This window comes from Blautia sp. AM23-13AC (assembly GCF_003435675.1).
In the GTDB taxonomy this organism is placed as follows: Bacteria; Bacillota; Clostridia; order Lachnospirales; family Lachnospiraceae; genus Fusicatenibacter; species Fusicatenibacter saccharivorans.
Genome location: NZ_QTUL01000001.1, coordinates 104,906 through 128,391 on the forward strand (window position 1 = coordinate 104,906; position 23,486 = coordinate 128,391).

Annotated in this window: 22 protein-coding genes; 4 read left to right on the forward strand and 18 right to left on the reverse strand. The window is 50.0% G+C overall.

Translation table 11 applies throughout. The annotated features are described in order from the left end of the window. Positions 1-35 precede the first annotated feature (35 nt). From DW642_RS00450 to DW642_RS00475, 6 genes are all read right to left on the reverse strand, one after another. Positions 36-911, reverse strand: a complete 876-nt coding sequence (locus DW642_RS00450) for a DegV family protein (RefSeq protein WP_055267903.1) — start codon at positions 909-911, stop codon at positions 36-38. A 156-nt stretch (positions 912-1,067) separates the two neighbouring features. Further along, positions 1,068-2,078, reverse strand: a complete 1,011-nt coding sequence (locus DW642_RS00455; RefSeq protein ID WP_158554948.1) for a type II CAAX endopeptidase family protein — start codon at positions 2,076-2,078, stop codon at positions 1,068-1,070. Between the two features lie 27 nt (positions 2,079-2,105). Beyond that, positions 2,106-3,305 carry a ribonuclease E/G gene (locus tag DW642_RS00460; protein WP_117508950.1) on the reverse strand — a complete coding sequence of 400 codons (1,200 nt, stop codon included), beginning with the start codon at positions 3,303-3,305 and terminating at the stop codon, positions 2,106-2,108. Beyond that, positions 3,298-4,005, reverse strand: a complete 708-nt coding sequence (locus DW642_RS00465; protein ID WP_117508951.1) for a TIGR03936 family radical SAM-associated protein — start codon at positions 4,003-4,005, stop codon at positions 3,298-3,300. The genes DW642_RS00460 and DW642_RS00465 overlap by 8 nt, the downstream gene beginning before the upstream one ends. Further along, positions 3,989-5,854, reverse strand: a complete 1,866-nt coding sequence (locus tag DW642_RS00470) for a TIGR03960 family B12-binding radical SAM protein (protein WP_117508952.1) — start codon at positions 5,852-5,854, stop codon at positions 3,989-3,991. Before DW642_RS00470 ends, DW642_RS00465 begins: the two co-directional genes overlap by 17 nt. 25 nt (positions 5,855-5,879) lie before the next feature. Next, positions 5,880-6,926, reverse strand: a complete 1,047-nt coding sequence (locus tag DW642_RS00475) for a M42 family metallopeptidase (protein WP_117509152.1) — start codon at positions 6,924-6,926, stop codon at positions 5,880-5,882. A gap of 294 nt (positions 6,927-7,220) precedes the next feature. Between DW642_RS00475 and DW642_RS00480 the strand changes: the two genes are divergently transcribed. Then, positions 7,221-8,096, forward strand: coding sequence for a YitT family protein (locus DW642_RS00480; RefSeq protein ID WP_117508953.1), 876 nt, complete (start codon positions 7,221-7,223; stop codon positions 8,094-8,096). An 80-nt stretch (positions 8,097-8,176) separates the two neighbouring features. Here the strand turns inward: DW642_RS00480 and DW642_RS00485 are convergent, their stop codons facing one another. Continuing rightward, entirely contained in the window at positions 8,177-8,764 is a 588-nt protein-coding gene (locus DW642_RS00485) for a 50S ribosomal protein L25 (RefSeq protein WP_117508954.1), read from the reverse strand. A gap of 230 nt (positions 8,765-8,994) precedes the next feature. Beyond that, entirely contained in the window at positions 8,995-9,996 is a 1,002-nt protein-coding gene (locus DW642_RS00490; protein WP_117509153.1) for a DnaJ C-terminal domain-containing protein, read from the reverse strand. A gap of 216 nt (positions 9,997-10,212) precedes the next feature. Here DW642_RS00490 and DW642_RS00495 point away from each other — a divergent pair, with 216 nt between their 5' ends. From DW642_RS00495 to DW642_RS00505, 3 genes are all read left to right on the forward strand, one after another. Continuing rightward, positions 10,213-11,415, forward strand: a complete 1,203-nt coding sequence (locus tag DW642_RS00495; protein WP_117508955.1) for an iron-containing alcohol dehydrogenase — start codon at positions 10,213-10,215, stop codon at positions 11,413-11,415. Between the two features lie 85 nt (positions 11,416-11,500). Further along, positions 11,501-11,980 (forward strand): DUF6465 family protein, encoded by a 480-nt coding sequence (locus DW642_RS00500; protein ID WP_117508956.1) that lies wholly within the window; start codon positions 11,501-11,503, stop codon positions 11,978-11,980. A 128-nt stretch (positions 11,981-12,108) separates the two neighbouring features. After that, positions 12,109-13,494, forward strand: coding sequence for an MATE family efflux transporter (locus tag DW642_RS00505; protein ID WP_117508957.1), 1,386 nt, complete (start codon positions 12,109-12,111; stop codon positions 13,492-13,494). Positions 13,495-13,576: 82 nt separating this feature from the next. On the opposite strand, the gene DW642_RS00510 is transcribed toward DW642_RS00505, so the two are convergent. The 10 genes from DW642_RS00510 to sufC all read right to left on the reverse strand — a co-directional run bounded on the left by DW642_RS00510 (position 13,577) and on the right by sufC (position 23,368). Next, entirely contained in the window at positions 13,577-14,350 is a 774-nt protein-coding gene (locus tag DW642_RS00510) for a histidinol-phosphatase (protein ID WP_055217914.1), read from the reverse strand. A 27-nt stretch (positions 14,351-14,377) separates the two neighbouring features. Further along, the gene (locus DW642_RS00515; RefSeq protein WP_055217916.1) at positions 14,378-15,235 is read right to left on the reverse strand and encodes a transporter substrate-binding domain-containing protein; all 858 of its coding nucleotides are present in this window, start codon (positions 15,233-15,235) and stop codon (positions 14,378-14,380) included. 122 nt (positions 15,236-15,357) lie between these two features. Continuing rightward, a complete protein-coding gene (locus tag DW642_RS15930; RefSeq protein ID WP_022462788.1) occupies positions 15,358-16,101 on the reverse strand; it encodes an amino acid ABC transporter ATP-binding protein in 744 nt (247 codons plus the stop codon). A 3-nt stretch (positions 16,102-16,104) separates the two neighbouring features. Beyond that, the gene (locus DW642_RS15935; RefSeq protein WP_022462789.1) at positions 16,105-16,779 is read right to left on the reverse strand and encodes an amino acid ABC transporter permease; all 675 of its coding nucleotides are present in this window, start codon (positions 16,777-16,779) and stop codon (positions 16,105-16,107) included. A gap of 206 nt (positions 16,780-16,985) precedes the next feature. Beyond that, positions 16,986-18,287 (reverse strand): phosphopyruvate hydratase, encoded by a 1,302-nt coding sequence (gene eno, locus DW642_RS00530; protein WP_055217920.1) that lies wholly within the window; start codon positions 18,285-18,287, stop codon positions 16,986-16,988. 197 nt (positions 18,288-18,484) lie between these two features. Then, positions 18,485-18,913 carry a Fe-S cluster assembly sulfur transfer protein SufU gene (gene sufU, locus DW642_RS00535; protein ID WP_055267877.1) on the reverse strand — a complete coding sequence of 143 codons (429 nt, stop codon included), beginning with the start codon at positions 18,911-18,913 and terminating at the stop codon, positions 18,485-18,487. After that, positions 18,903-20,120 (reverse strand): aminotransferase class V-fold PLP-dependent enzyme, encoded by a 1,218-nt coding sequence (locus tag DW642_RS00540; protein WP_117508958.1) that lies wholly within the window; start codon positions 20,118-20,120, stop codon positions 18,903-18,905. The genes sufU and DW642_RS00540 overlap by 11 nt, the downstream gene beginning before the upstream one ends. Beyond that, positions 20,107-21,165, reverse strand: a complete 1,059-nt coding sequence (locus DW642_RS00545; RefSeq protein ID WP_117508959.1) for a SufB/SufD family protein — start codon at positions 21,163-21,165, stop codon at positions 20,107-20,109. Before DW642_RS00545 ends, DW642_RS00540 begins: the two co-directional genes overlap by 14 nt. 13 nt (positions 21,166-21,178) lie before the next feature. Beyond that, positions 21,179-22,585 carry a Fe-S cluster assembly protein SufB gene (gene sufB, locus DW642_RS00550; RefSeq protein WP_117508960.1) on the reverse strand — a complete coding sequence of 469 codons (1,407 nt, stop codon included), beginning with the start codon at positions 22,583-22,585 and terminating at the stop codon, positions 21,179-21,181. A gap of 30 nt (positions 22,586-22,615) precedes the next feature. Next, positions 22,616-23,368, reverse strand: coding sequence for a Fe-S cluster assembly ATPase SufC (sufC, locus tag DW642_RS00555; protein ID WP_117508961.1), 753 nt, complete (start codon positions 23,366-23,368; stop codon positions 22,616-22,618). Positions 23,369-23,486: the final 118 nt, after the last annotated feature.

A 23,486-nucleotide genomic window follows, 5' to 3' on the forward strand; every position in this document is an offset into this window, starting at 1 on the left:
ATATCATCACGTCTGCTGTTTGTCAATAGTATTTTTCAGGAAATTGCAGATTTTTTTTCACATGCAATTGCCAGTGCGCCAGGTCCGATGTGGCAGGCAACGCTTAAGGACAGTGGATGCGCATCGACTTCAAAATCCGGGAAGGCTTCTTTTACTTCGACAATCCATCCATCGATTACTTCTTTGTCGTTTGCGGTATAGGCAATGTGAAGTCCCATGATGCCGGCTGCACGTTCTTTTGCGAAGCGTTTGTCCATATCTTTTTTCATAGCCTTGATCATGGCTTTCTTTGCCTGTTTCACACCGCGCGCTTTTTCAAACGCGTCAAGCTTCTCTCCCTGGATCGTCAGCACCGGTTTGATATTTAAAACGGTTCCGATCATGGCTGCTGCCGGCGTAACGCGGCCGCCTTTTTTCAGGTATTTTAACGTATCTACCATAATATAGATACTTGCATCCAGCGCATCCTCTTCCAGAATTGCTTTGATGTCTTTTGCTGCCACGCCGCGGTTTGCCATTTTCTTTGCATCCAGAACAGACTGCTGCTGCGTAACGGAGATTCTCTGGTTGTTGACAACCTGCACTTTTCCTTCGTAGTCCTCGGACAGCACGGTCGCTGTATCACAGGAGGTGGAAAGGCCGCTTGACATCGGAATGTAAACAATGTCATCGTACTCTTCGAGAATTTTGTTCCAGAAATCCATCAGATCTCCCGGAGACGGCTGAGATGTGGAAACAGCCGCATCCTCTGCCAGAATCTCGTAAAACTGTTCCTGTGTCAGGTCGATATCCTCAAACTGGATTTTTCCGCGCATGAAGAAAGGCATCGGAAGGACAAAAACGCCCAGCTCTTTCGCCTGACTCTGTGTAATACCGCTGTTGCTGTCGGTAGCAATAGCTGTTCTTGCCATAGTTCTTATTCCTGCTGTCTCTTTTTAGAGAAACAGCTTTTCCTTTCTGTAATATCGTGTAACGCTTGATTTGCTGTTATTCTATCATAAATCGTACCTGTTTTCTACCCGGCTTGGACATTTCTGCAAAATTGCCCAAACTGCTTTTGATTCTTTTTACATCATACCAATACCAAGGAAAAACAGTCCGCCAAGGATCAGCAGAATGGTCGGAATTACGATTTTTGCAATGGTCTTTTTTCTTCTCTCCTTCGGGAAAAATCCTTCGCTTTTTGTCTGCTGGTACATCAGAAGACGGCTTCCCATATAAAGACCGATCGGCATCAGCGCCGCTTCGATCAGATACATGCCGATGTACGTTTCCGTTGCGTATCCGCTGCCTGCTGCTGCGTTCCCCTGCGAGAACATATAGAGGAAGCTTGCCGCAATGCTCGCCACAATCGTCGATGCGTTATGGACGAAATGAAACAGCGAGCTGTAAAACATGTTGTCGGTCTTCATCCGCACATACGAGAGAACGATTCCCATCATCATCATCGGAAGAAAACGGACGATGCTCATGTGGAAAGCGCCAAAATAAACGCCCATCAGAAGCAGCATCACCCATTTCTTTTTGATTCCGCGCAGGCTGTACTGCAGAAGACCGCGGTGCAGTGCTTCTTCACAGATGGCCGGTGTCAGCGCAACGACAAGCAGCTCGCCGAAACAGGAAAGGCCCGCCATACTGCTGTCCATGGATTCCGAGAGGCTTGCGTATTCCTGCGGGAAAATCCATTCCATCAGAAGGAAAAGGGCAAGCACACCGCGGTACGTCACATACCACATCAGAATGGTTCCGAGGATTCCGGCTCCATCCGGCTTTTTTAATGGGAACACTTCTTTTAACGGAATATGAAGTGCCCGTACGACGAGAATGGATCCGATCAGGAATACAATGATCTCGTCCAGCGCATTTCCATACATCCCTCCTGCAAGAACCAGCGGGATTCCAGCGAGATTAAAAAGAACCATCAGAAAGGCAAACACCAGCAGGCCCTGCCATGGTTTCAGTATCTTTTCTTTTTCCGCCGGATGCGGCCGTTTTGCCGGCATCTGGTTTCGAAAGGGTTCGTAAAGATATGGGGTATCATTTTCATTGAGGTGAATCGGTTTCTTTTGTGGTTCCATATTCATTCCTCCTTTGTAAGGTCACTGTCATTTCATCTGTTCTGCCAGCGGCCGGCGGATTTTCTTTCTCGTCAGTTCCACGAGATGAAGCGCCGTCATATCCACAACTTTGGTCGGAACGGGATCTTCCCGCACAAGACCCTGCAGGAAGCCGAGAAGGCGCTCCTCCTGCTCTTTTTCCGGCATGTTGATAAAGTCAACCAGGATCAGACCGGAAATCCCGCGCAGGCGGATCTGGCGGGCGATTTCGCGGGCTGCCTCCTGGTTTACGCTGTACAGAAACGTATTTTTCCGTCCGCCGAGCTGCTTTCCGCTGTTCACATCGATCGCGGTCAGCGCTTCGGTCGGTTCGATCACGAGGAATCCGCCGGAAGGCAGATCCACACGTTTGTCGAGTGCCTGTTTTACGTGATTTTCGAGATTTTCTTTCTTTGTCAGTGTGGTAAGCTGATCCTCATACCAGGTCAGGCGGCAGTCGTGAAAATCATGGCGCTCCAGATATTCTCTGCAGATCTCATACGTTTCTCTGTCATCTGTCACAAGTTCTGAAACTGACGGTGCATACCGTTTGACGAGCTCCGGCACGGCATCTGACGCCCGATACAGGCAGGAGTACAGGCTCCGCATCGTTCCATACTGGACAATCCGCGCGAGTTTTTCGGACAGCTCGAGATATTCCTGCCGGATCTCTTCTTCCGAAGCATCAGCGGATGCGGTGCGGAAGATCACGCCAAACGGAAGGCTTCCGCCGGAAAGCTCTGGAAACATCCGGCTTCCCAGTTCTTTTAACCGTTTTTTCTGCTCCGGCAGAAGGCGTCCCGAGCATGAGATTTCCGGCTTTCCATAATAGAGCGCCAGGGCACTTCCCGAAAGAGAAAGTTCTGCTGTCGCCGACGGAAGCTTCGTTTTCTGCGCTTCCCGCTGGATCTGCACGACAATTTCATCTCCGACATGCAGTTCCGTTCCCGGTGCTTTTTTCAGAAGATACCCTTCTTTTACACGGGACAGATCAAGAAAACAGCTCTGCTGCTCCGCAAACGAGACAAATGCCCCGCGGATCCCGGGCGCCAGTTTTTCCACCCGGCCGACATAGATATTGCCAAGCAGCGTTTCCTTCTCCCTGCAGAGGGCCGTCAGTTCGACCGGTTTTTCTCCTTCCACCAGCGTGTGTACCAGGTAATCTTTTCCCTCCCACGGCAGATGGGCAATGACAACTCGTTTACTCAACTTCTTCTCCTAATGCTTCCAGCGGAACCAGCTTTCGCTCTTCTTCCGTTCCGATGTCTGCGTAAACTTCCTCGCGCAGAATCGTGTATGCAAACGGCGGCAGTTCAACCCCGCACCATTTGCAGAACGCTTCCATCACGAGCTCCGGTTTCAGGTTCGAAACACTTCCGGTGGAGAGCTGCATCCAGACACCACTTTTCTTTGCTTTCATATCGTAAATCCATGGGCGGATATCGGTCAGCTTTTCGCTTCGTTTTGTCTTTCGCATGATCTCAATCTGCGGAAGTGCAAAAAACACCGGTACTTTCGTTTCCAGATCAATCTCCGGCATTTTTCCCTCGCGGAACTGCACGAGATAATCGGCTCCTGCTACGAGAGACATTGCCTTGCTTGCTTTTCCATCCGGCACATGGCGGGCGGAAAGCACTTCCATTCCCTCAACCATCGTCGCATTCAGACGTTTTACAATCTCGTCGGTTTTCATATCTTCCGCGAGCACCATATCGAAATATTCACCGGTGCTGCTGATGCCGACACCGAGCGGAGAAGCAAACGACAGCAGCATGTGCGGGCTGAAGCCCTCGGAATAAGCGATCGGAAGTTCTGCACGGCGGATTGCTTTCTGGAAGTAACGCATCACATCCAGATGACCCACAAATTTCATCACACCTGTTTTGGCAAACTTAATTCTGATTTTCATAGCAGACACCTCCTCCGAATGATTTTGCTCCGCAGCCGGAACACTGCATCTTACAGTTCGGGGTAACGGTTTCTTTCTGTGCCCGCTCCCATTCGCGGATCAGGAATTTTTTCGTCACGCCGATATCAAGGAAATCCCACGGAAGGATCTCATCGGTGCTGCGCTCACGGCAGGCATAGAACGAAACGTCAATGCCGGTCTCTGCAAACGCTTCTTCCCAGGCATCTTTCCGGAAATACTCGGACCAGGCATCGAAAATAGCACCTTTTCTGTACGCTTTTTCAATAACTTCGGCACATTTCCGGTCACCGCGTGCAAGGAATCCCTCCAGAAGGGAAATATCTGCCTCATGATAAATGTAACGGATGCTCTTCTGATTCAGCTGTGCGCGGACCTCTGCCTTTACAATCGCCGCTTTGTCAAGAAACTCCCTCTCCGTGTTCATCGGTGCCCACTGGAACGGGGTGAACGGCTTCGGGATAAAGAACGAGGAGCTTGCCGTAATCTGGCATTTTCCGTTTCTCTGGTCTTTCGGAATCTCATAGTAACGCTCTGCGATCTTTTCCGCCAGATGCGCAATTCCTTTGATATCATCCTCGGTCTCGGTCGGAAGGCCCAGCATGAAATACAGTTTTACTTTATTCCAGCCGCCCTCAAACGCTTTTCCGGCTCCGTCGAGAATGACTTCCTCGGTCAGACCTTTATTAATAACATTCCGCATCCGCTGGCTTCCCGCCTCCGGTGCGAAGGTCAGGCTGCTCTTTTTGATATCCTGTACCTTGCTCATGACATCGAGGGAAAATGCGTCGATTCGAAGAGACGGAAGGGAAATATTGACACCTTTTTCCGGGCAGCTGTCGATCAGATAGTTGACAAGCTCCGGAAGATGGCTGTAATCACTCGAGCTCAAAGAACTCAACGAAATCTCATCGTGGCCGGTATTGCGCAGCATATGGGTCGCAAGTTCTTTTAACTTCTCCACATCGCGCTCTCTTGTCGGACGGTACACCATACCCGCCTGGCAAAAACGGCAGCCGCGGATACAGCCGCGCTGGATCTCCAGAACGACACGGTCCTGTGTTGCCTTGATAAACGGCACGACCGGTTTCTCCGGATACGTTGCCTCGGTCATATCCATGACGAGCTGTTTTTTGATCTTTTCCGGTGCTTCCGGAATGGACGGCGTAAAGGCCGCGATCGTTCCGTCCTCGTGGTACGTTACTTCATAAAACTGCGGTACGTAAATACCAGGGATCCGGCATGCCTTTTTCAGGAAATCCTGACGGGTTCCGCCGTTCTTTTTATTTTCCAGATACGTGTCAAAAAGCTTGTCGTACACAACCTCGCCCTCTCCGATGTAAAACAGATCGAAGAACGGAGCGATCGGCTCCGGATTGTACGTACACGGGCCGCCGCCGATAACGATCGGGTCCTCGTCGGTACGCTCCACCGCATGCAGCGGGATTCCGGCAAGGTCGAGCGCCTGCAGAACGTTCGTATAACACATCTCATACTGCAGGGTGATAAACAGGAAATCCTCGTTTTTCACCGGCTCCTGGGATTCCAGGCCGAACAGCGGAATGCTCTGTTCCCGCATCACGCGGTCCAGATCCGGCCATGGGGAATAGACACGCTCACACCACATGTCCTCACGTTTGTTAAACATATCGTACAGGATCTGGATGCCAAGGTGGGACATACCGATCTCATACACATCCGGGAACAGGAATGCGCCGCGCAGGGCTACTTTCTCTTTGTCTTTTACGACACTGTTGAATTCATTTCCAATGTATCGCGCAGGCTGCTCAAGCTGGAGCAGCACTTCTTCTGGCAATGCTAATTTTCTCATGCAATTCTCTCACTTGTTCTTATTTTTATTTGTCCAGATACGCCGCAAGCAGTTCCAGCGTATTCTTCACGCCGTCCACATGGCTTCTCTCATATCCATGGGATGCGTACACACCGGCGCCGATCAGGGCATGGCGTGCGTCTGCGCCGCCGCGGAGCGTTGCCTCCACGTCAGAGCCGTAGTGCGGGTAAACATCCGCCGCATAGTCGATTCCGTTTGCTTTTGCTGCCGCAATCAGCTCGCCGGTAAAATCGTAGCTGTAAGGGCCGCCGCTGTCTTTGACGCAGATGGATACCTGATGCTCTTTACACTCCAGTCCGTCGCCGACACAGCCCATATCAACAGAAAGGATATCCGTCACACCCTCCGGCACGGAAGCAGATCCGCCGTGGCCGACTTCTTCGTACACGGTGATGTGCTGATAAACCGGACGGGACGGTGTGATATTTTCTTCTTTTAAATACTTCGCATAGCCGAGCAGGATTGCAACGCTCAGTTTATCATCGAGAAAACGGCTCTTGATGTATCCCTTCTCGGTGATGCGGGTTCTCGTCTCAAAGCAGACGATATCACCGGTCTCGATGCCGAGCGCTTTTGTCTCCTCTTTGGAGAAGACCATCTCATCCAGAACGACCTCCATATTGTCGTAGGTGCGGTCCTGCTGGTCGTAGGAACCGTTGACATGGATCGACGGGTTGTTCATCTGGAAGCAGCCCTCGTACCGTTTTCCGTCTCTTGTGATGACAACGCAGTTTTCCGTCTCCGCATTGTTCGGATTCATACCGCCGAGCGCGGTGAGACGAAGACGGCCGTTTCCTTTCACTTCCGCTACCATGCCGCCGAGCGTATCGGTATGTGTCTCCACAAGGACACCGCCGTTTCCTTCACAGCCTTTGGCAAGCTGCACCAGAAGGCCGCCCTTTGTGGTGATCACCGGCGCATAGCCCATCGCTTCGTACTCTGCTTTCAGCCATGCAATGGCATCTTTCGTGTAGCCGGTCGGGCTGTCGATGGAGAGCAGTTTTTTCAGTTTCTCTGTTATAAAATCAACATAAACCTTTGTATTTTTCATGTTTCTTCCTCCATTTTTGTTTCTGTTTTTTCTTCTTTTTTCGAAACATTTTGAAACAGAAACTGCAGATTTTTTTCTTTCCGAAAAAAGATCCTGCCCTTCATCATACCACAGAAATAAATTGGATACAACCATCGGAAAACGGAAAAATGGAAATAAGGAAAATGTAACTGGACAAACTACCATATGCCATGCTATGTTTGAAGAGGGGGATACATTATTAGCTGTTATTCAAAAAAGTTTCTTCTATAATAAAATAAAGGTCGCCTCAAATTCAAATAAAGGAGCAAAAAAATGGACACAAAAGAACAGGCATCGCAGCCTGCATTACAAACGTTAAAAGAATATGCTGTCATTACCGCAGCTGTTCTGATCATGGACATTGGAATTTATGTTTTTAAATTCCCTAATAATTTTTCTTTCGGCGGTGTATCCGGTATGGCCGTTGTCATCTGCCGGTTTCTTCCGTTCACTGCCTCACAGATCAACCTTTTTATCAACCTGCTGCTTCTGCTGGTTGGTTTTGCTGTGCTGGGGCGGAACTTCGGCGTCAAGACAGCCTACGTGACCGTGCTTTCCTCGGTTCTTCTGAACATTTTTGAAAAGCTGTTTCCGATGGCACATCCGCTTACCGATGAGATCATGCTGGAGCTCTGCTTTGCCATTATTCTTCCGGCACTGGCGGCAGCACTGCTGTTTTTTGAGAATGCCTCCGGCGGCGGCACAGACATCATCGCCATGATTATTAAAAAATATTCTACAATGAATATTTCCACTGCCCTGCTGGTGACCGACCTCATCGTTGTCATCCTTGCTTTCCTGATTTTCGATACCTTAACCGGACTTTGTTCGGTTCTCGGTCTGATGGCGAAAACACTGCTGATTGACAAAACGATTGAGCGGATGAAGCTGAATAAATTTTTTACGATTATCTCCAACAATCCGCAGCCGATCTGCGATTTCATCACAAAGGATCTCAATCACAGCGCAACCCTTTACGACGCCGTCGGCGCTTACTCCGACCAGCAGCGGACAGTCATTCTCACGGTTGTGGATGTCAAGCAGGCCGTCTATCTTCAGCGGTTTATTCATGATACCGAGCCGACCGCGTTTATTGCGATCACAAAGAGCAGCGAAATTATCGGAAAAGGCTTCATGAGTTATGTCTGATCGATTCAAACCATATTTTTTACGCAAAAAATCCGAAGGTTTTTGACGCCTTCGGATTTCTTTGTATGTGCTTATTCTGTTTATTTCTCTTCTGCTGCTTCGGTATCTTCTGCCGGTGCTTCTACGTTGTGGGAAGCCATCAGACTTACGACAATGGATTCCGGATTGGTCTTTATGGTGATATCCGGGTCAGCGGCCAGGGACAGATCTTTGACGCGGATGACATCACCGATCTTCATCTCTCCGACATCGACCATTACCTGATCGACCAGGGATGCCGGGTATGCCATGTAGGCAACCTCGTTCAGATCCTCCTGCAGAACGCCTTCTGCGATCTTTTCATGGTTTACAAGGACAATCTCTGCAACGGAATGAACTTTCTCGTTGCTGACCAGTGCCTGGAACTCGATCGAATCGATCTGTCCGGCTACCGGGTTATAATCAACATTTTTGATCAGGACATCGTATGCGGTTCCGTCGACATCCAGCATAATCTGGCTGCCTTTGTGGTCTGTCTTCAGCAGTTTCTCGACATCTCTTTTTACCATCTTAACTGGAATGGATTCTTTCATCTCTCTGCCGAATACATTGCCGACAACGTATCCTTCTCTTCTGAGTCTTTTTGCTTTTACATCCAAACTTCTCTTTTCAGCTTTTAAAGTATTCATTTACCTTTTCCTCCAAAAATCTGATTCTTAGCAGGCTTCTTATCTTGTGAAGGGTGTTAAGTTTGCTTTGCCTTGTGGCTATGAATAAGTTTCTTGGAACAGGATGTTTGGGAACATGCAAGGAAGAATTGGTTTCTTGTTGATTCCTTTTCTTTGTTCTAGTTGTAATATAATACCACGAACACAATTTGTCAACCCGGATTTTCCGATTTCACAGTTTCTTCACATTTTCAGCACGCTTCCTTATATTCCATCAGTTTCTGGCGTGCTGTGCGGTTCAGACTGCGCGGTACAGCAATCTCAATCGTCGCATAATGATCACCGTGCACGTTCGCATCTTTCATCGATACCATGCCCTTGCCGCGCAGACGGAGCTTACTGCCGGACTGTGTTCCTTCCTTGATTTTGCAGACCACATCTCCGTACAGTGTCGAGACACGCGCTTCGCCGCCAAAGACTGCCGTTGTGTATGGAATCTGAATCGTCGTGTAGATGTCCATTCCGCGCCGTTCAAAACCTTTCTTTTCTTCTACATTGACCTTCAAAAGCAGATCGCCGCGGCGGCCGTTTGATCCTGTATGGCCTTTGCCGCGCAGACGGATGCTCTTTCCGTTCTCGATACCGGCCGGGATTTTAACCAGCAGCGTATTGGTCGTTCCATCCGGGTTCCGCAGGGTAATCTGTTTTTCACAGCCCGATGCCGCTTCCTCCAGGCGGATCGAAACCTCAGCGTGCAGATCGAGATCCTCTGCCGTACCGCGGCCGGAAAATGCATCCTCAAACGGATGTCTGCTGCTTCCCGAACGCGTATACCGCTCGCTTCCGAATCCACGGCTTTTGCCATGAAACATCTGATCAAAGAAATCGCCGAACATATCGTCCGCGTTTCCTTCAAAGTGAAATTCGTGATAGCCGCCGTTGTTTCCGCTTCCGCCGAACGGGTTTCCATACGCACTGCCGTACGGATTTCCACCGCCCTGCTGGCTGTACGCGCTGGCTCCCTGGTCGAACGCCGCGAATCCGAACTGATCGTACATTTTCTTCTTTTCCGGATCGCTTAAGACAGAATACGCTTCTGTCACTTCCTTAAATTTCTTTTCCGCATCCGGGTTTCCCGCATTCGTATCGGGATGATATTTTTTCGCCAGTTTCCGGTATGCACGCTTGATTTCTTTCTCGTCTGCATTCCGGCTGACGCCTAATACTTCATAATAATCTCTTTTTGTTTCCATCATCAGGCACCTCCAGTCAAGCCTTTTCCTGATTTCCCAGGCGAACAATTCCTGGCTCTTTTTGTCTGTTCTATTTGTACTATAACACGCATTTTCCGCACTGTCAATTCTTTTCACGGAAGATTCAAAATTCCTATACGAATTGAAAAACCTGCCGTGCACTGTTACAATAAGAGATATACGATTCTCACGATTTTTTATGGAGGTACTTGATTGATGCATTCCATTTTCTGGTTCCGCACCCGGCAGTGGGTGTTGAGCCGCGTTCTTCATCTGACAGAGCATAAGAAACAGACACTCCTTGCAGCACCGGATGCCGTTCTGCTGCTCCCCACGTTATTCCGGAAACGCCGGATCTCCCGGATTCTCCTGGTGACTACCCCCGGCTTTGTCCGCCGCGGAACACTGACGTCTCTGCTGGACGGCTGTAAAAAAGAAAACATTTCCGTCACCATTTTCTCCGAAATCGCCCCGGATCCGCAGATTGAGAGCGTGGAACAGGGTTTCCGTCTTTATCAGCAGATTCAGGCGCAGGCTATCCTCGCCATCGGCGGCGGATCCGTTCTTGATGCAGCAAAGCTGATCGGTGCCCGCGTCTGCTGTCCGAAAAAGACGGTTCCTGCGATGCGGGGCCTCCTGAAAATCCGTCGGAAACTTCCGCCGCTGTTTGCCGTGCCGACGACAGCCGGAACCGGTTCGGAGGCAACGGCGGCAGCTGTCATCACAGACTGTATCGACGGGAAACCATACAAATACGCCGTCAATGACCTCTGTCTGATCCCGGATACGGCAGTTCTCGATCCGCGTCTTACAATCAGCCTCCCGTCCTCTATGACCGCAGATACCGGTATGGATGCCCTGACCCATGCCATGGAAGCTTTTCTGAACCTCTTCGCCTCCCGCAGCGTGCAGAATGCCTCCATCGAGGCAGTCTGCGAAAATTTCCATGCCCTGCCCGAAGCCTGGCGTGACGGCTCCCGTCTTGCCGCACGGCAGGAAATGCTTCATGCATCGTATCTGGCCGGTTTCGCTTTTACCAACAACTTTGTCGGCTACGTCCATGCCATCGCTCACGCCGTCGGTGCACTGTACCACATTCCGCACGGAAGAGCCAACGCGGTTCTGCTGCCTGCTGTTCTGCGCGAATACGGTTCCTGCATTGCACCTAAACTTGCCGTTCTCGCCGATGCGCTTTCTCTCGGCGGAGATACCGTTTCTGAAAAGGCTGAGCGGATGATTGCAGCTATCGAGGCTATGCGCGATTCGTTTGACATCCCATCCACTCTGCCGCACCTTTCGCCGAATGATTACACAGAAATAGCACGCCGTGCTTTAAAAGAAGCAAATCCCACCTACCCTGTTCCGCAGATCTGGGATTCTGAAAAAATCTTTTCTGTGCTCCGCCGTGTACAATCCTAAAGCCGCTGTTTTCTCGAATTTAAATTTGACAGAACGCAAAAAACATGGTAATTTATTAGAGATATCGCATAGAGGAGTGAATAAAATGAATAAAAGAACCATGAAAAAAATGGCCAAAGCGAAACAGCAGGCTGCAGAAGCTGCAAAAACAGCGGAAACCGTTGTAAAGACAGCGGCACCGGCAAAAGAAGTAAAACCAACGACTGAAAAAACCTTACATACAGAAGCAGCAGAAGGAAAAGCAGAAGCTGCAAAAGAGCCGAAAAAAGCAACCAAAAAAGAAACCGTTAAAAAAACAGTAAAAAAGGAGAACACGGAAACCATGGCAGAAGCAACCAAAACCCCACGTAAAATGACAAAAGTATCTGATACCGTTCTTGAGATCTTCGAGACAAAAGTATCTATGAAAGACCTCGAAGCAGTCATCAAAAAAGAAGTAAAAGCAAACGGATTAAAAGGCGAGATCAAAATCTACCTGAACGCAGAGCAGAGAGCCGCTTACTACACCGTAGACGGACAGGGATCTGACGATTTCAAAGTAGATCTGACCACTCTTGCTGAATAATTTTTCTGTCAGCTGATCTATCAGAACAGACCAAAAGCGGCATGTCCGAAACAAAGTCTTCCGGATTTTGTTTCGGGCATGTTTTTTGCTGTCTGTTCCCAAACCAAAAAACGACAAGGTATTTTTCTATGAAAACTGTAAACCATCTCGGAACCGACCCGATCGGAAAGCTGGTTCCCCGTATTGCTTTTCCGAGCATGCTGGCACAGTTCGTGAGTGTTCTGTACAGCATTGTAGACCGTATGTACATCGGCCACATTGCCTCTGTCGGTGATCTGGCGCTCGCTGGTGTCGGCGTCTGCGGTCCCATTCTCACCATGATCGGCGCGTTCTCCTCCCTCATCGGGGTCGGCGGCGCACCGCTGCTCGGCATCCGGCTCGGAGAGAAAAATGAAAAAGAGGCATCCCGCATCCTGGCTAATGCGTTTCTGATGCTTGTTTCCCTGTCCCTCGTTCTGACAGCCGCTGCGCTTTTTTTTACCCGCCCGATGCTGATGGCATTCGGAGCCAGCACCGTTACGTATCCTTACGCCAGAGCCTATTTTATGATCTACGTTTCCGGCTCTGTGTTTGCGCTTTTATCGACCGGCCTGAACCAGTTTGTGATCTGCCAGGGCTTTGCCAGTGAGGGAATGAAATCTGTTCTGCTAGGCGCCGTCCTGAATCTGCTGCTGGACCCTGTGTTTATCTTCGTTCTGCATCTCGGCGTGCGTGGCGCAGCAATTGCAACCGTGCTCTCCCAGATCGCAAGCTGTCTGTATGTGCTGCATATTCTGTTCGGAAAGACGATTCCGATCCGCATCACCTTCGGCGGGTATTCATTTGCGATCATGAAACGCATTCTGACAGTCGGTTTTACTCCGTTTCTAATCATTGCCATCGACAATGTGATGATCATTGCGATGAACGCCGTCCTGCAGCGGTATGCACCCGCCGGACAAGGAGACAGCTTCATCACCTGTGCAACGATCGTTCAGAGCTTTATGCTGATTATTACGATACCGCTCGGCGGAATCAGCGGCGGAACGCAGTCAATCCTCGCATACAATTATGGAGCTGGAAATTCCGGGCGTATTCTTGAGGCACAGAAAACCATCATCGCACTCTGTGCCGGATTTACGACCTTGATGTTCCTCGTCTCCAATGCCGCCGGAACGCTGTTTGCGCAGCTTTTTACTTCCGATCCGCAGATCGTCTCGATGGTGGTCCGCGCGATCCATATTTCGACACTCTCAGTCATTCCGCTCGGCATTCAGTACGAGATTGTAGACGGCTTTACTGCAATGGGCTGCGTGCGCTATTCGTTTGCACTCTCCTTCTTCCGGAAATTCGTCTACTTTACCGCTCTGTTTCTTCTGCCGCGGTTCTTTGCACTGGAAAACATCTTCTACGTGGAACCTATTTCCGACCTGATCGGGCCGGTTGTCTCAATGATTATTTACTGGACTTCGATTCAGAAGATTCTGAAACAGCGGGAAGAGGCGGTACGGCTGATGCACACAAAAAAAGCATAAAAAATCTCATATCAAAAAAGCTGTTCTTTTCCGCGGAGTTTTCAAAACTCTCACCAGAAAAGAACAGCTTTTTCTGCTTCTGTTAAAATGTCTTCGGCATCGGAACGGTTTCCTGTACTTTCAGACCGTATTTTGCTGCCAGCTGCAGTGCCTTCTGTTCCGTCTCCGGATTCCAGACGGCTTTCGGCGTATGGGCATCACAGCCGAAAACGGCGGTGTTTCCTTCTTCGCCGGCGATCTTCCAGAACTTCTCGTTCGGATACCATCTTTCTTCCATCAGACCAAGGAAATTGATCTCCAGCGGAATGTTTCTCTTTTTCACCTCACGGCAGAGTCTCCGGTATTCCCGGTCGAACACTGCTTCGTCGCCGTTGAATAAAAAGAGATCCGGGTGTGCCAGATACAGGTATTTTCCGGTATCGATGCCTGCCAGGCACTGGTCCACATACTGTTTCAGGTAGCTTCCGTCTGTTGTTCCATGGCCGCTGTAGAGAATCTTTTCGATCTCATTTCCCAGGCTGTGCTGGCCAAGCACAAAGTACTCAAACGGATAGTCCGACAAAAAATCAATCAGCTGATCCCAGAATCTCGGGAAATACTCTGTTTCGAGTCCGAGATGGATTTCAATATCCTTGTCATACTCTTTTTTCAATGCCAGCACGGTGTCTACATAGCCTTCCACCTGATCGAGCCGCATCCGCATGCCGGAATCGTAGCCGTCCGGGAACGGATAAGGCGAATGGTCGGAAAAACCGAGAATTTTAAGGCCGCCCTCAATCGCGCGCTCCACATACTCCCGCTCCGTTCCGTCCGCATGGCGGCACCGCCATGTATGGGTATGATAATTTGCAATCATGATCTGTAACCTTCTTTATTTTGTATCTTATTCTGCTGCTTCTTTGGAGATATCCGTTCCAAAATATTTTTCCGAAAGCTCTGTCAGTGTTCCTTCTTCTGCGAGCTCGCCAAGTGCTTTGTTGACTGCCTCAAGCAGCGTCTTGGTCTCATCGCCTTTTTTCATCGGAATACCGACTTTTGTGGATTCCGGATCGAGACATGCAATTTTGATCTCTGCATCCGGGTGTGCTTTCATATAATCGTAATACGTTACCTCTGCGTTCAGAGTTGCATCGATACGGCCGCTTAAGAGAAGCTCGAAAGTCTGCTCCAGATCGTCAACACCGGTAACGGCTGCGCCATATTTCTCGGCAACTTCTGCATACGTACTGGAAATGGTGTTCGCGGTGCTCTTTCCGTCGAGATCCTCCATGGACTGGATTTCATCGTTAGCAGAGTTTACGATAACAGCGGTGCGGTTGTATGCGTATGGATCGGAAAAGCTGTATTTCTCAGCGCGCTCCTCTGTGATATCTACGCCGTTTACCATGATATCGTACCGGCCGGAATCGATTCCTGCAAGAAGGCCGTCCCACTCACCCTCTACAAAGGTTGCTTTCACGCCGAGTTTCTCTGCGATCTGCTGTGCCACTTCTACGTCATAGCCGACCAGGTTGTCGTCCTCATCGTGATACGTCCACGGTGCCCAGGTTCCTTCCATTGCCACAACGATCTCACCCTTGCTCTGGATCTGCTCTAAAAGATCCCCAGACGCACTTGCAGAAGATGCTGATGAAGAGGAAGAAGCACTGCTGTTATCTGCCGTGCTGTTTCCGCATCCGGTCAGTAAAAAGGATGATGTCAGGATACCTGCCAGAAATACTGCTGCCATTTTCTTTTTCATAATATTCGCCACTCCTTTTTTGTTTTGTTCTGGAAGAAGCTGCCTTTGCTTCTTCTGTTTTCTTTATTGCAAACTGTCCGGATTCCGTACTCCGGACAGGATTTGCCGCTTTGCGGGATACCTTACTCGTAATGCTGTTCAATATTCTGCAAAAATGTTCTCGTCCGCTCTTCCCGCGGATTTGCGAAAAATTCCTTCGACGGACCTTCCTCAACGACAACGCCGTTTTCCATAAAGACAACTTTGTTCGAAACGTTTCTTGCAAAGCCCATCTCATGCGTGACAACGAGCATCGTCATTCCCTCTTTGGCAAGCTGGCGCATAACACCAAGCACCTCGCCGGTCAGCTCCGGGTCGAGTGCTGAGGTCGGCTCATCAAAATAGATAATTTCCGGATCGGTTGCCAGTGCACGGGCGATTGCCACCCTCTGCTGCTGTCCGCCGGAAAGCTGATGCGGATAGTAGTCCGCACGGTCCAGCATGCCTACTTTTTCAAGCGCTGCACGCGCTTTTTCCTCCGCCCTGGTTTTTGGCATTTTTCTGCCGATGATCAGGCCCTCGGTTACGTTATGAAGGGCTGTTTTGTTCAGGAACAGGTTATAGTTCTGAAATACAAATGCGGTTTTCTGACGGATCGCCGCGATATCTTTTTTGCTGATGTTGTGAAACGGATATTCTTTCCCGTCAAAAATCAGGCTGCCGCCGTCCGCATGCTCCAGAAAGTTGACACAGCGCAGCATGGTTGTTTTTCCCGAACCGCTCGGGCCGAGGATTGCGACAACATCGCCCTGGTTTACTTTTAAATCTACACCTTTTAACACTTCCAGGCTGCCGAACGCTTTCTTTAATCCTTTGATTTCCAGCATGGCTTATTCCCCTTTTTTCTGATATGTACTCAGTTTCTTCTCTCCGATTCCCTGCAGCTTCGTGAGCACGGTGGAGAACAGCAGGTAGATCAGTCCTACTTCAATATACAGTGCCAGCGGCTCATGGGTGCGCGCTACAATCCGCTGCGTTACCATAAACATCTCCGTTACGGTGATATTTGCGGCAAGGGAAGTATCCTTTACCATGGCGATCAGAGAGTTGGAAAGCGGCGGGAACGCGGTGCGCATCGCCTGCGGAAGGATAATTCTCCGCATGATCTGCAGATACGACATGCCGACACAGTAGCCGGCTTCAAGCTGGCCTGCCGGAACGGCTTCCAGGGCCGCACGCATCGTCTCGGCACTGTAGGCGCCCTCATTCAGGGAAAAGACGAGAACTGCCGCCGGAAACGGATCGATCAGAATACCGGCGCGCGGAAGTCCGTAAAACACAACGAAAAGCTGGACCAGAAGCGGGGTTCCGCGGAAAATCCAGATATAGAAACGTGCAATCTGACGAAGGCCTTTGATGTTTGCAAACTGTACCATAGCCATTGCCGTCGCAATTACAAGTGCAATGGAAAACGAGATTACAGTAAGCGGAATCGTCACCTTAAGGCCCGGCAGAAAGATTTTCCAAAAAGAATCCAGAAGAATATTCCATAATCTTTCGCTCATTTCGATATATCCCCCTTTTTTTACATTTTCCTAGATAGGATAACACTTCAAGTCCGCTTCAAGTCAAGTGTTTTTTCATATACCCCTCCCCCGCATGCAAGAATCCCCGGGAAACACGTTTTTCAACGGCCCCGGGGACACTTATTTATGGTTGGTTTTAAGAGGAAGGATCTTGTCTTTTTTTATGGTATTATGTTATTTACTGCTTAGTCCTGTGTCACATTAAATGCTCTTGCACCAGGGTATACAGCGGCCGTTCCAAGTTCTTCTTCGATTCGGAGAAGCTGGTTGTATTTTGCAACACGCTCGGTACGGCTCGGTGCACCGGTCTTGATCTGGCAGGTGTTCAGGGCAACAGCCAGGTCTGCGATGGTGGTATCCTCGGTCTCACCGGAACGGTGGGAGGAAATTGCGGTGTAGCCTGCTTTGTGAGCCATTTTGATTGCCTCAAGGGTCTCAGATACAGAACCGATCTGGTTCAGTTTGATCAGGATGGAATTTCCGCAGCCAAGGGAGATACCTTTTGCCAGACGCTCAGTATTGGTTACAAACAGGTCGTCACCGACAAGCTGTACTTTTCCGCCAAGCTCTGCGGTCAGCTCTTTCCAGCCTTCCCAGTCTTCTTCATCCAGAGCATCCTCGATGGAGATGATCGGGTATTTCTCTACCAGTGCTTTCCAGTGAGCGATCAGCTCTTTGGAAGTAAATACAGTGCCGGCTTTCGGCAGTTTGTATTCACCCTTGGTACCTGTCTTCCACTCGGAGGAAGCAGCATCCATCGCGATCTTGAAGTCTCTGCCTGGCTCATAGCCTGCTTTTTTCACTGCCTCAAGAATGGTCTCGATGGCTTCTTCATCGGATTTCAGAGCCGGTGCAAAACCGCCTTCATCTCCAACCGATGTTGCCAGTCCGCGCTCTTTTAAGATGGCAGCCAGTGCATGGAAGACCTCAGCGCACCATCTTAAGCACTCTTTGAAAGAAGATGCTCCAACCGGCATGATCATGAACTCCTGTACATCCAGACCGGAAGAAAGTGCGTGGCATCCGCCGTTGATGATGTTCATCATCGGAACCGGCAGACGATTTCCGGAAACGCCGCCGAAGAAACGGTACAGCGGAATCTCAAGTGCGTTTGCAGCTGCTCTTGCGCAGGCAATGGATACAGCCAGAATGGCATTTGCACCCAGGCGGGATTTATCTTTTGTTCCGTCTGCATCGATCATGGCTTTGTCTACAGCGTAGGTATCGGATGCATCCATACCTTTTAAGGTATCGTTGATGACGGTGTTGATGTTTTCTACTGCTTTCTGCACACCTTTTCCAAGGTATCTTGCTTTATCTCCATCTCGTAATTCCAGTGCCTCAAACTCACCGGTAGATGCGCCGCTTGGTGCCATGCCGCGCCCTACAACGCCCCCTGCAAGAACAACCTCAGCTTCTACGGTTGGGTTTCCTCTGGAATCCAGAATTTCTCTTCCTTTTACTTCCTCAATTTTCAGGCTCTTCACTTTTCGTGTGCTCCTTTCTCGTTTGTTTCTGGAGTTTCCCGCCTGCGAAGTGTCCAAGATCCGCAGACGGGAGATAACAATGATTGATTCGCTTTGGTTAGTCTTTACTAACTGTAATTCATTATAACTAATTTTTTGAAAATTGCAAGTGGGTAAAGTGATACTTTTTCTCAGAAATGCAAAAAGTTTTTCTGTTCTTATTTTTCCTGTTTAAATGCCTCTTCCAGCGTATGCCATCCAAGCACTGCACATTTCACTCTTGCCGGCATGTGGGAGATGTCCTTCAGTGCACCAGCCTCCTCGAGTTTGTCAATCTCCTCGTCGGATGCTTCTCCTTTGATCATGCGCAGAAACAGATTTCCCAGGCGCAGTGCCTCGTCCTTCGTCTTTCCGATGATCATGCCGAGCATAATGTCCGCCGATGCCTGCGAAATCGCACAGCCGTCGCCCACGAACGCACCGTCCGTGATCACATCGCCGTCGACTTTTAATTTCAGCCAGATATCATCGCCGCAGCTTGGGTTGACGCCCTCGAGTACGATGTCCGCATCCGGCAGATCATGCTTGAATTCCGGACGCAGATTGTGCTCCGTCAAAATTTCGTTATAAAATCCTCTACTCTCCATAGCCCATTCTCCTTCTGATTGTGGATACACTTTCGATCAGTGCATCAATCTCTTCCGGTGTATTATAAAACATCATGCTGGCTCTTGTCGAACTTCGGACGCCAAGATATTCCAGAAGCGGCTGTGCACAGTGGTGGCCTGCCCGCACATCGATGCCGTCAGAAGAAAGAATTTCGCTCACATCGTGCGGATGCACGCCGTCAATCGTAAACGAAACGATGCCCGTATGGTTGGCCGGATCTTTGGAACCGAGGATATGAACGTACGGCAGCGCGCCGAGTCCTTCCATAGCACGTTGCGTCAGTTCCAGCTCTTTTTTCTGGATATAATCAAATCCTTTTTCCTGCAGATACCGGATCGCTGCGGCCAGCCCCACCGCACCGGCTGCATTTACCGTTCCCGCCTCAAATTTCTGCGGAACCGGTGCAAAAACGGCTCCGTCGCGGTGAACGGAATCGATCATCTCGCCTCCGGTTAAAAACGGCGGCATTTTTTCCAGCAGTTCCCGTTTTCCATACAGACAGCCGATTCCCATCGGGCCCATCAGCTTATGGCCGGAAAAGGCGAGAAAATCTGCATCCAGCGCCTGTACGTCGACCGGCATATGCGGAACGCTCTGGGCGCCGTCCACAACGACAACGGCTCCTACGCGGTGCGCCATCTCCGTGATTTTCTGGAGCGGATTCACGCAGCCGAGCACATTCGATACCTGCGCAACAGTCACAAGACGTGTTCTCTCATTAATGCCCTTTTGGAGCTCCTCATCGGTCAGCTCGCCCTCACTGGTACATTCCAGATAATGGAGCTTCGCCCCAGTCATACGCGACACCATCTGCCACGGAAGCAGATTGCTGTGATGCTCCATGATTGTTACAGCGATCTCGTCGCCTTCCTTTAAAAAGTTCAGGCCATAGCTGTATGCCACAAGGTTCAGGCTTTCCGTTGTATTCCGGGTAAAAATAATCTCCTCCGGCTCTTCTGCATGAATAAACTCCTGTACGGTCTTCCTTGCCTCCTGATAGCTCTCCGTCGCCTCCAGGCTTAAAGGATAGAAGCCTCGCAGAGGATTTGCATTTTTCTGTTCGTAAAATTCCTGTACTGCAGCAAGAACGCATGACGGGCGCTGTGCCGTCGCCGCGTTGTCCAGATAGATCGTGTCCATTTGCTGCAGAAGCGGGAAATTTTTTCTGATGTTATCTGTTGTCACGGTCAAGCACCTCCGCAAGCTGTGTTTTTACTTTCTGTTCGATGTCCGCATCGCCGATCTTCTGGATTTTTGCTTCCAGTTTCGCCCGCGCTATCGTATTTTCTGCCTGTGTACGGTCCATGCCGCGCGCACCGAAGTAAAACAGTGTCTCTTCATCGAGTTCTCCGATTGCCGCGCCGTGGCTTCCCTGTACGTTTTCCTCTGCACAGAGGATCACAGGAATCGTCTTGTTGACTACATCATCGCCGAGCAGCAATACCTGTTCTGTCTCTGCTCCGACGGAATCTGCCGAACCGCGCACAAAGTCGATTGTGCCGCGGAAGATCTTTTCCGCCGCATCCATCAGCGTTCCGTCTACCTGGATCGTGCTCTTGGTTACTTTTCCGAAGTGGCGCACATTCAGATTGACATCAAATTTCTGCTGATTCTGCAGAAGATAGCCGATTTCTGCCTGCAGTGATGCGTGATCCTTCTGCAGTTCGGTCCAGATACCGTCATAGACATCGCCTTTTCCGACAACGACCTGTAAAAGATCCAGTGCACCATTTTCCTCGCAGATGCATCCGACATCATTTAAAAGCTCCTGTCCCTCACCGCGCATCATCACCTGCACGAGTCGGATGCGGCTGTTTTTTTTCGCGTAAAGTTCTGTCCGCACCGCGAGCTGTCCCGCTGCCTGTGCCGGTTCAAATACCTCGAAAACGGTAAGGGAAGCTCCCTCTTCTGCCGCCGCGCGGATCTTTCCGGATGAAACCGTCTCTTTTCCCTGTCCGATGGAAAGCGTGACCTGTTTCGTCTGCCCCTCCTTTGCAGAGACACTCCAGTTTTTCGTCTGCTCCGGTGCAAAAAGGACATCCGTCTCTTTTCCTGCCCCGGTATTCATAGCTTCCGGAAAACCCGTTATCTCATCATCCGCAGACGGCTCTTCCGCGCAGATTTCACACGGCGCACCCGCCGCCCATTTTACTTTTGTATCATTTAATCCCAGCCAGTACCATGTTTTCGATGGAAGCTGGTTGATTTTCATGCTGTTCTGTTCTTCCATGTGTCTGGCCTCCTTATCCAATGCTACCCTTCATCTCGAGGCGGATCAGATTGTTCATCTCCACCGCGTACTCCAGCGGCAGTTCTTTTGAAACATCATCCGCGAATCCGCTGACGATGCACGCTCTCGCATCCTCTTCCGTCATGCCGCGCGACATCAGATAAAAGACGGCTTCATCGCTGATGCTTCCGATCTGTGCTTCATGGCCGATGTTCGCATCTTTTGTACGGATATCCATCGCCGGAATCGTGTCCGACCGGGAGATATCATCGAGCATCAGAGACTGGCAGGAAACGGCTGATTTCGTGTTCTTTGCCGCTTTTGTTGCAGAGACTGACGAACGGAAGGTGCTGATGCCGCCGTCCTTCGAGATCGATTTCGTGTTAATATAGGAACTCGTATCCGGCGCGCTGTGGACAACCTTCGCTCCGGTATCGAGATTCTGGCCCTTACCGGCGAACGTGATGCCGGTAAATTCCATCTTTGCGCCTCTTCCTTTCAGCACGCTCATCGGGTACAGGTAGGAAACGTGGGAGCCGAATGAACCGGAAACCCACTCGATTTTTCCGCCCTCCTCGACCTGCGCGCGCTTCGTGTTCAGGTTGTACATATTCTTCGACCAGTTTTCAATCGTAGAATAACGGAGTCTTGCATTCTTTCCGACAAACAGCTCCACACATCCGGCATGGAGGTTGGCCACATTGTATTTCGGTGCGGAACAGCCCTCGATAAAGTGAAGGTCCGCGTCCTCATCGACAATAATCAGCGTATGCTCGAACTGGCCTGCGCCCGGCGCATTCAGGCGGAAATACGACTGCAGCGGGATTTCCACGGAAACCCCCTTCGGCACATAGACAAACGAACCGCCGGACCAGACGGCTCCGTGCAGTGCGGCAAATTTGTGGTCGGTCGGTTTCACCAGTTTCATAAAGTGTTTCCGCACCATATCCGCGTACTCACCATGCAGCGCACTCTCCATATCGGTATAGACAACACCCTGCGCCGCAACTTCCGCGCGGACGTTGTGATAGACCAGCTCCGAATCATACTGTGCGCCCACGCCGGCGAGTGATTTCCGCTCTGCCTGCGGGATGCCGAGACGCTCAAACGTATTTTTGATGTCATCCGGCACATCGGACCACTTTGCTTTCATTTTCGTATTCGGGCGGACATACGTTACGATGTCATCCATGTTCAGACCCTCGATCGACGGACCCCAATCCGGAATCGGCATCTGGTTGTAGATCTGTAAAGAACGCAGACGGAACAGCTGCATCCAGGCAGGGTCTTTCTTCTCATCCGAAATTTTCTGTACAATTTCCGGTGTCAGGCCGGCTTTTACTTTATAGGCATCCTTTTCATCGTCTTTGAAATCATAGATGCTTCGGTCAATATCCTCTACATAGCTTTTTTCTCTCACAGCGTTTTCATCCTTTCTGTACCTTCGGTTTTACGCCAGTGACTTTTCGTATTTTCCAAATCCGTCCCGGTTGATCTCCTCTACAAGAGATGCATCGCCGGTTTTGACAATTTCACCTTCCACCATGATGTGGGTCTGATCCACCATCAGCGATTCCAGAATCTTCGTGCTGTGCGTGATGATCAGAAGACTTCCTCCGCATTTTCTGCGGTATGCCTCAATTCCGGCAGAAACGGTGCGGACCGCATCGATATCCAGGCCGGAGTCGGTCTCATCGAGAATGGCAAGGGACGGCTCGAGCATCAGAAGCTGCAAGATCTCGGCTTTCTTTTTCTCACCGCCGGAAAATCCGACATTCAGATCACGGTCTGCATACGACGGATCCATCTGCAGAACTTCCATTGCTTTTTCCAGTTCTTTCCGGAACTCAAACAGACGCATCCGTTTGCCAGTTTTTAACTCGACGGCGCTGCGGATAAAAGAGCTTAAGGTTACGCCAGGCACCTCAAGCGGATTCTGAAACGAGAGAAACAGTCCCATTTTGGCGCGTTCATTGACCGGCTCTTCTGTGATGTTCTTTCCCTGGAACCAGATTTCGCCGCGTGTCACGTTATATTTCGGATTGCCGAGCAGCGTATTGCCAAGCGTCGACTTTCCGGTACCATTCGGTCCAAGCAGCACATGCGTCTCCCCTTTTCCAATCGTAAGATTGACGCCGTGCAGGATCTCTTTTTCTTCTACATTTACCGTTAAATCTTTCACTGTTAAAAGATTTTTTCCCATATTGATATCCTCCTTATTTTGCTTCGAGGTTAAAATCTCTGTTTTCGCCTCCGATTGTAGACCTTTTTTCCGAGTATTTCAATCGGATTTATATATTTGAAAAATTTTATCAAAAAAC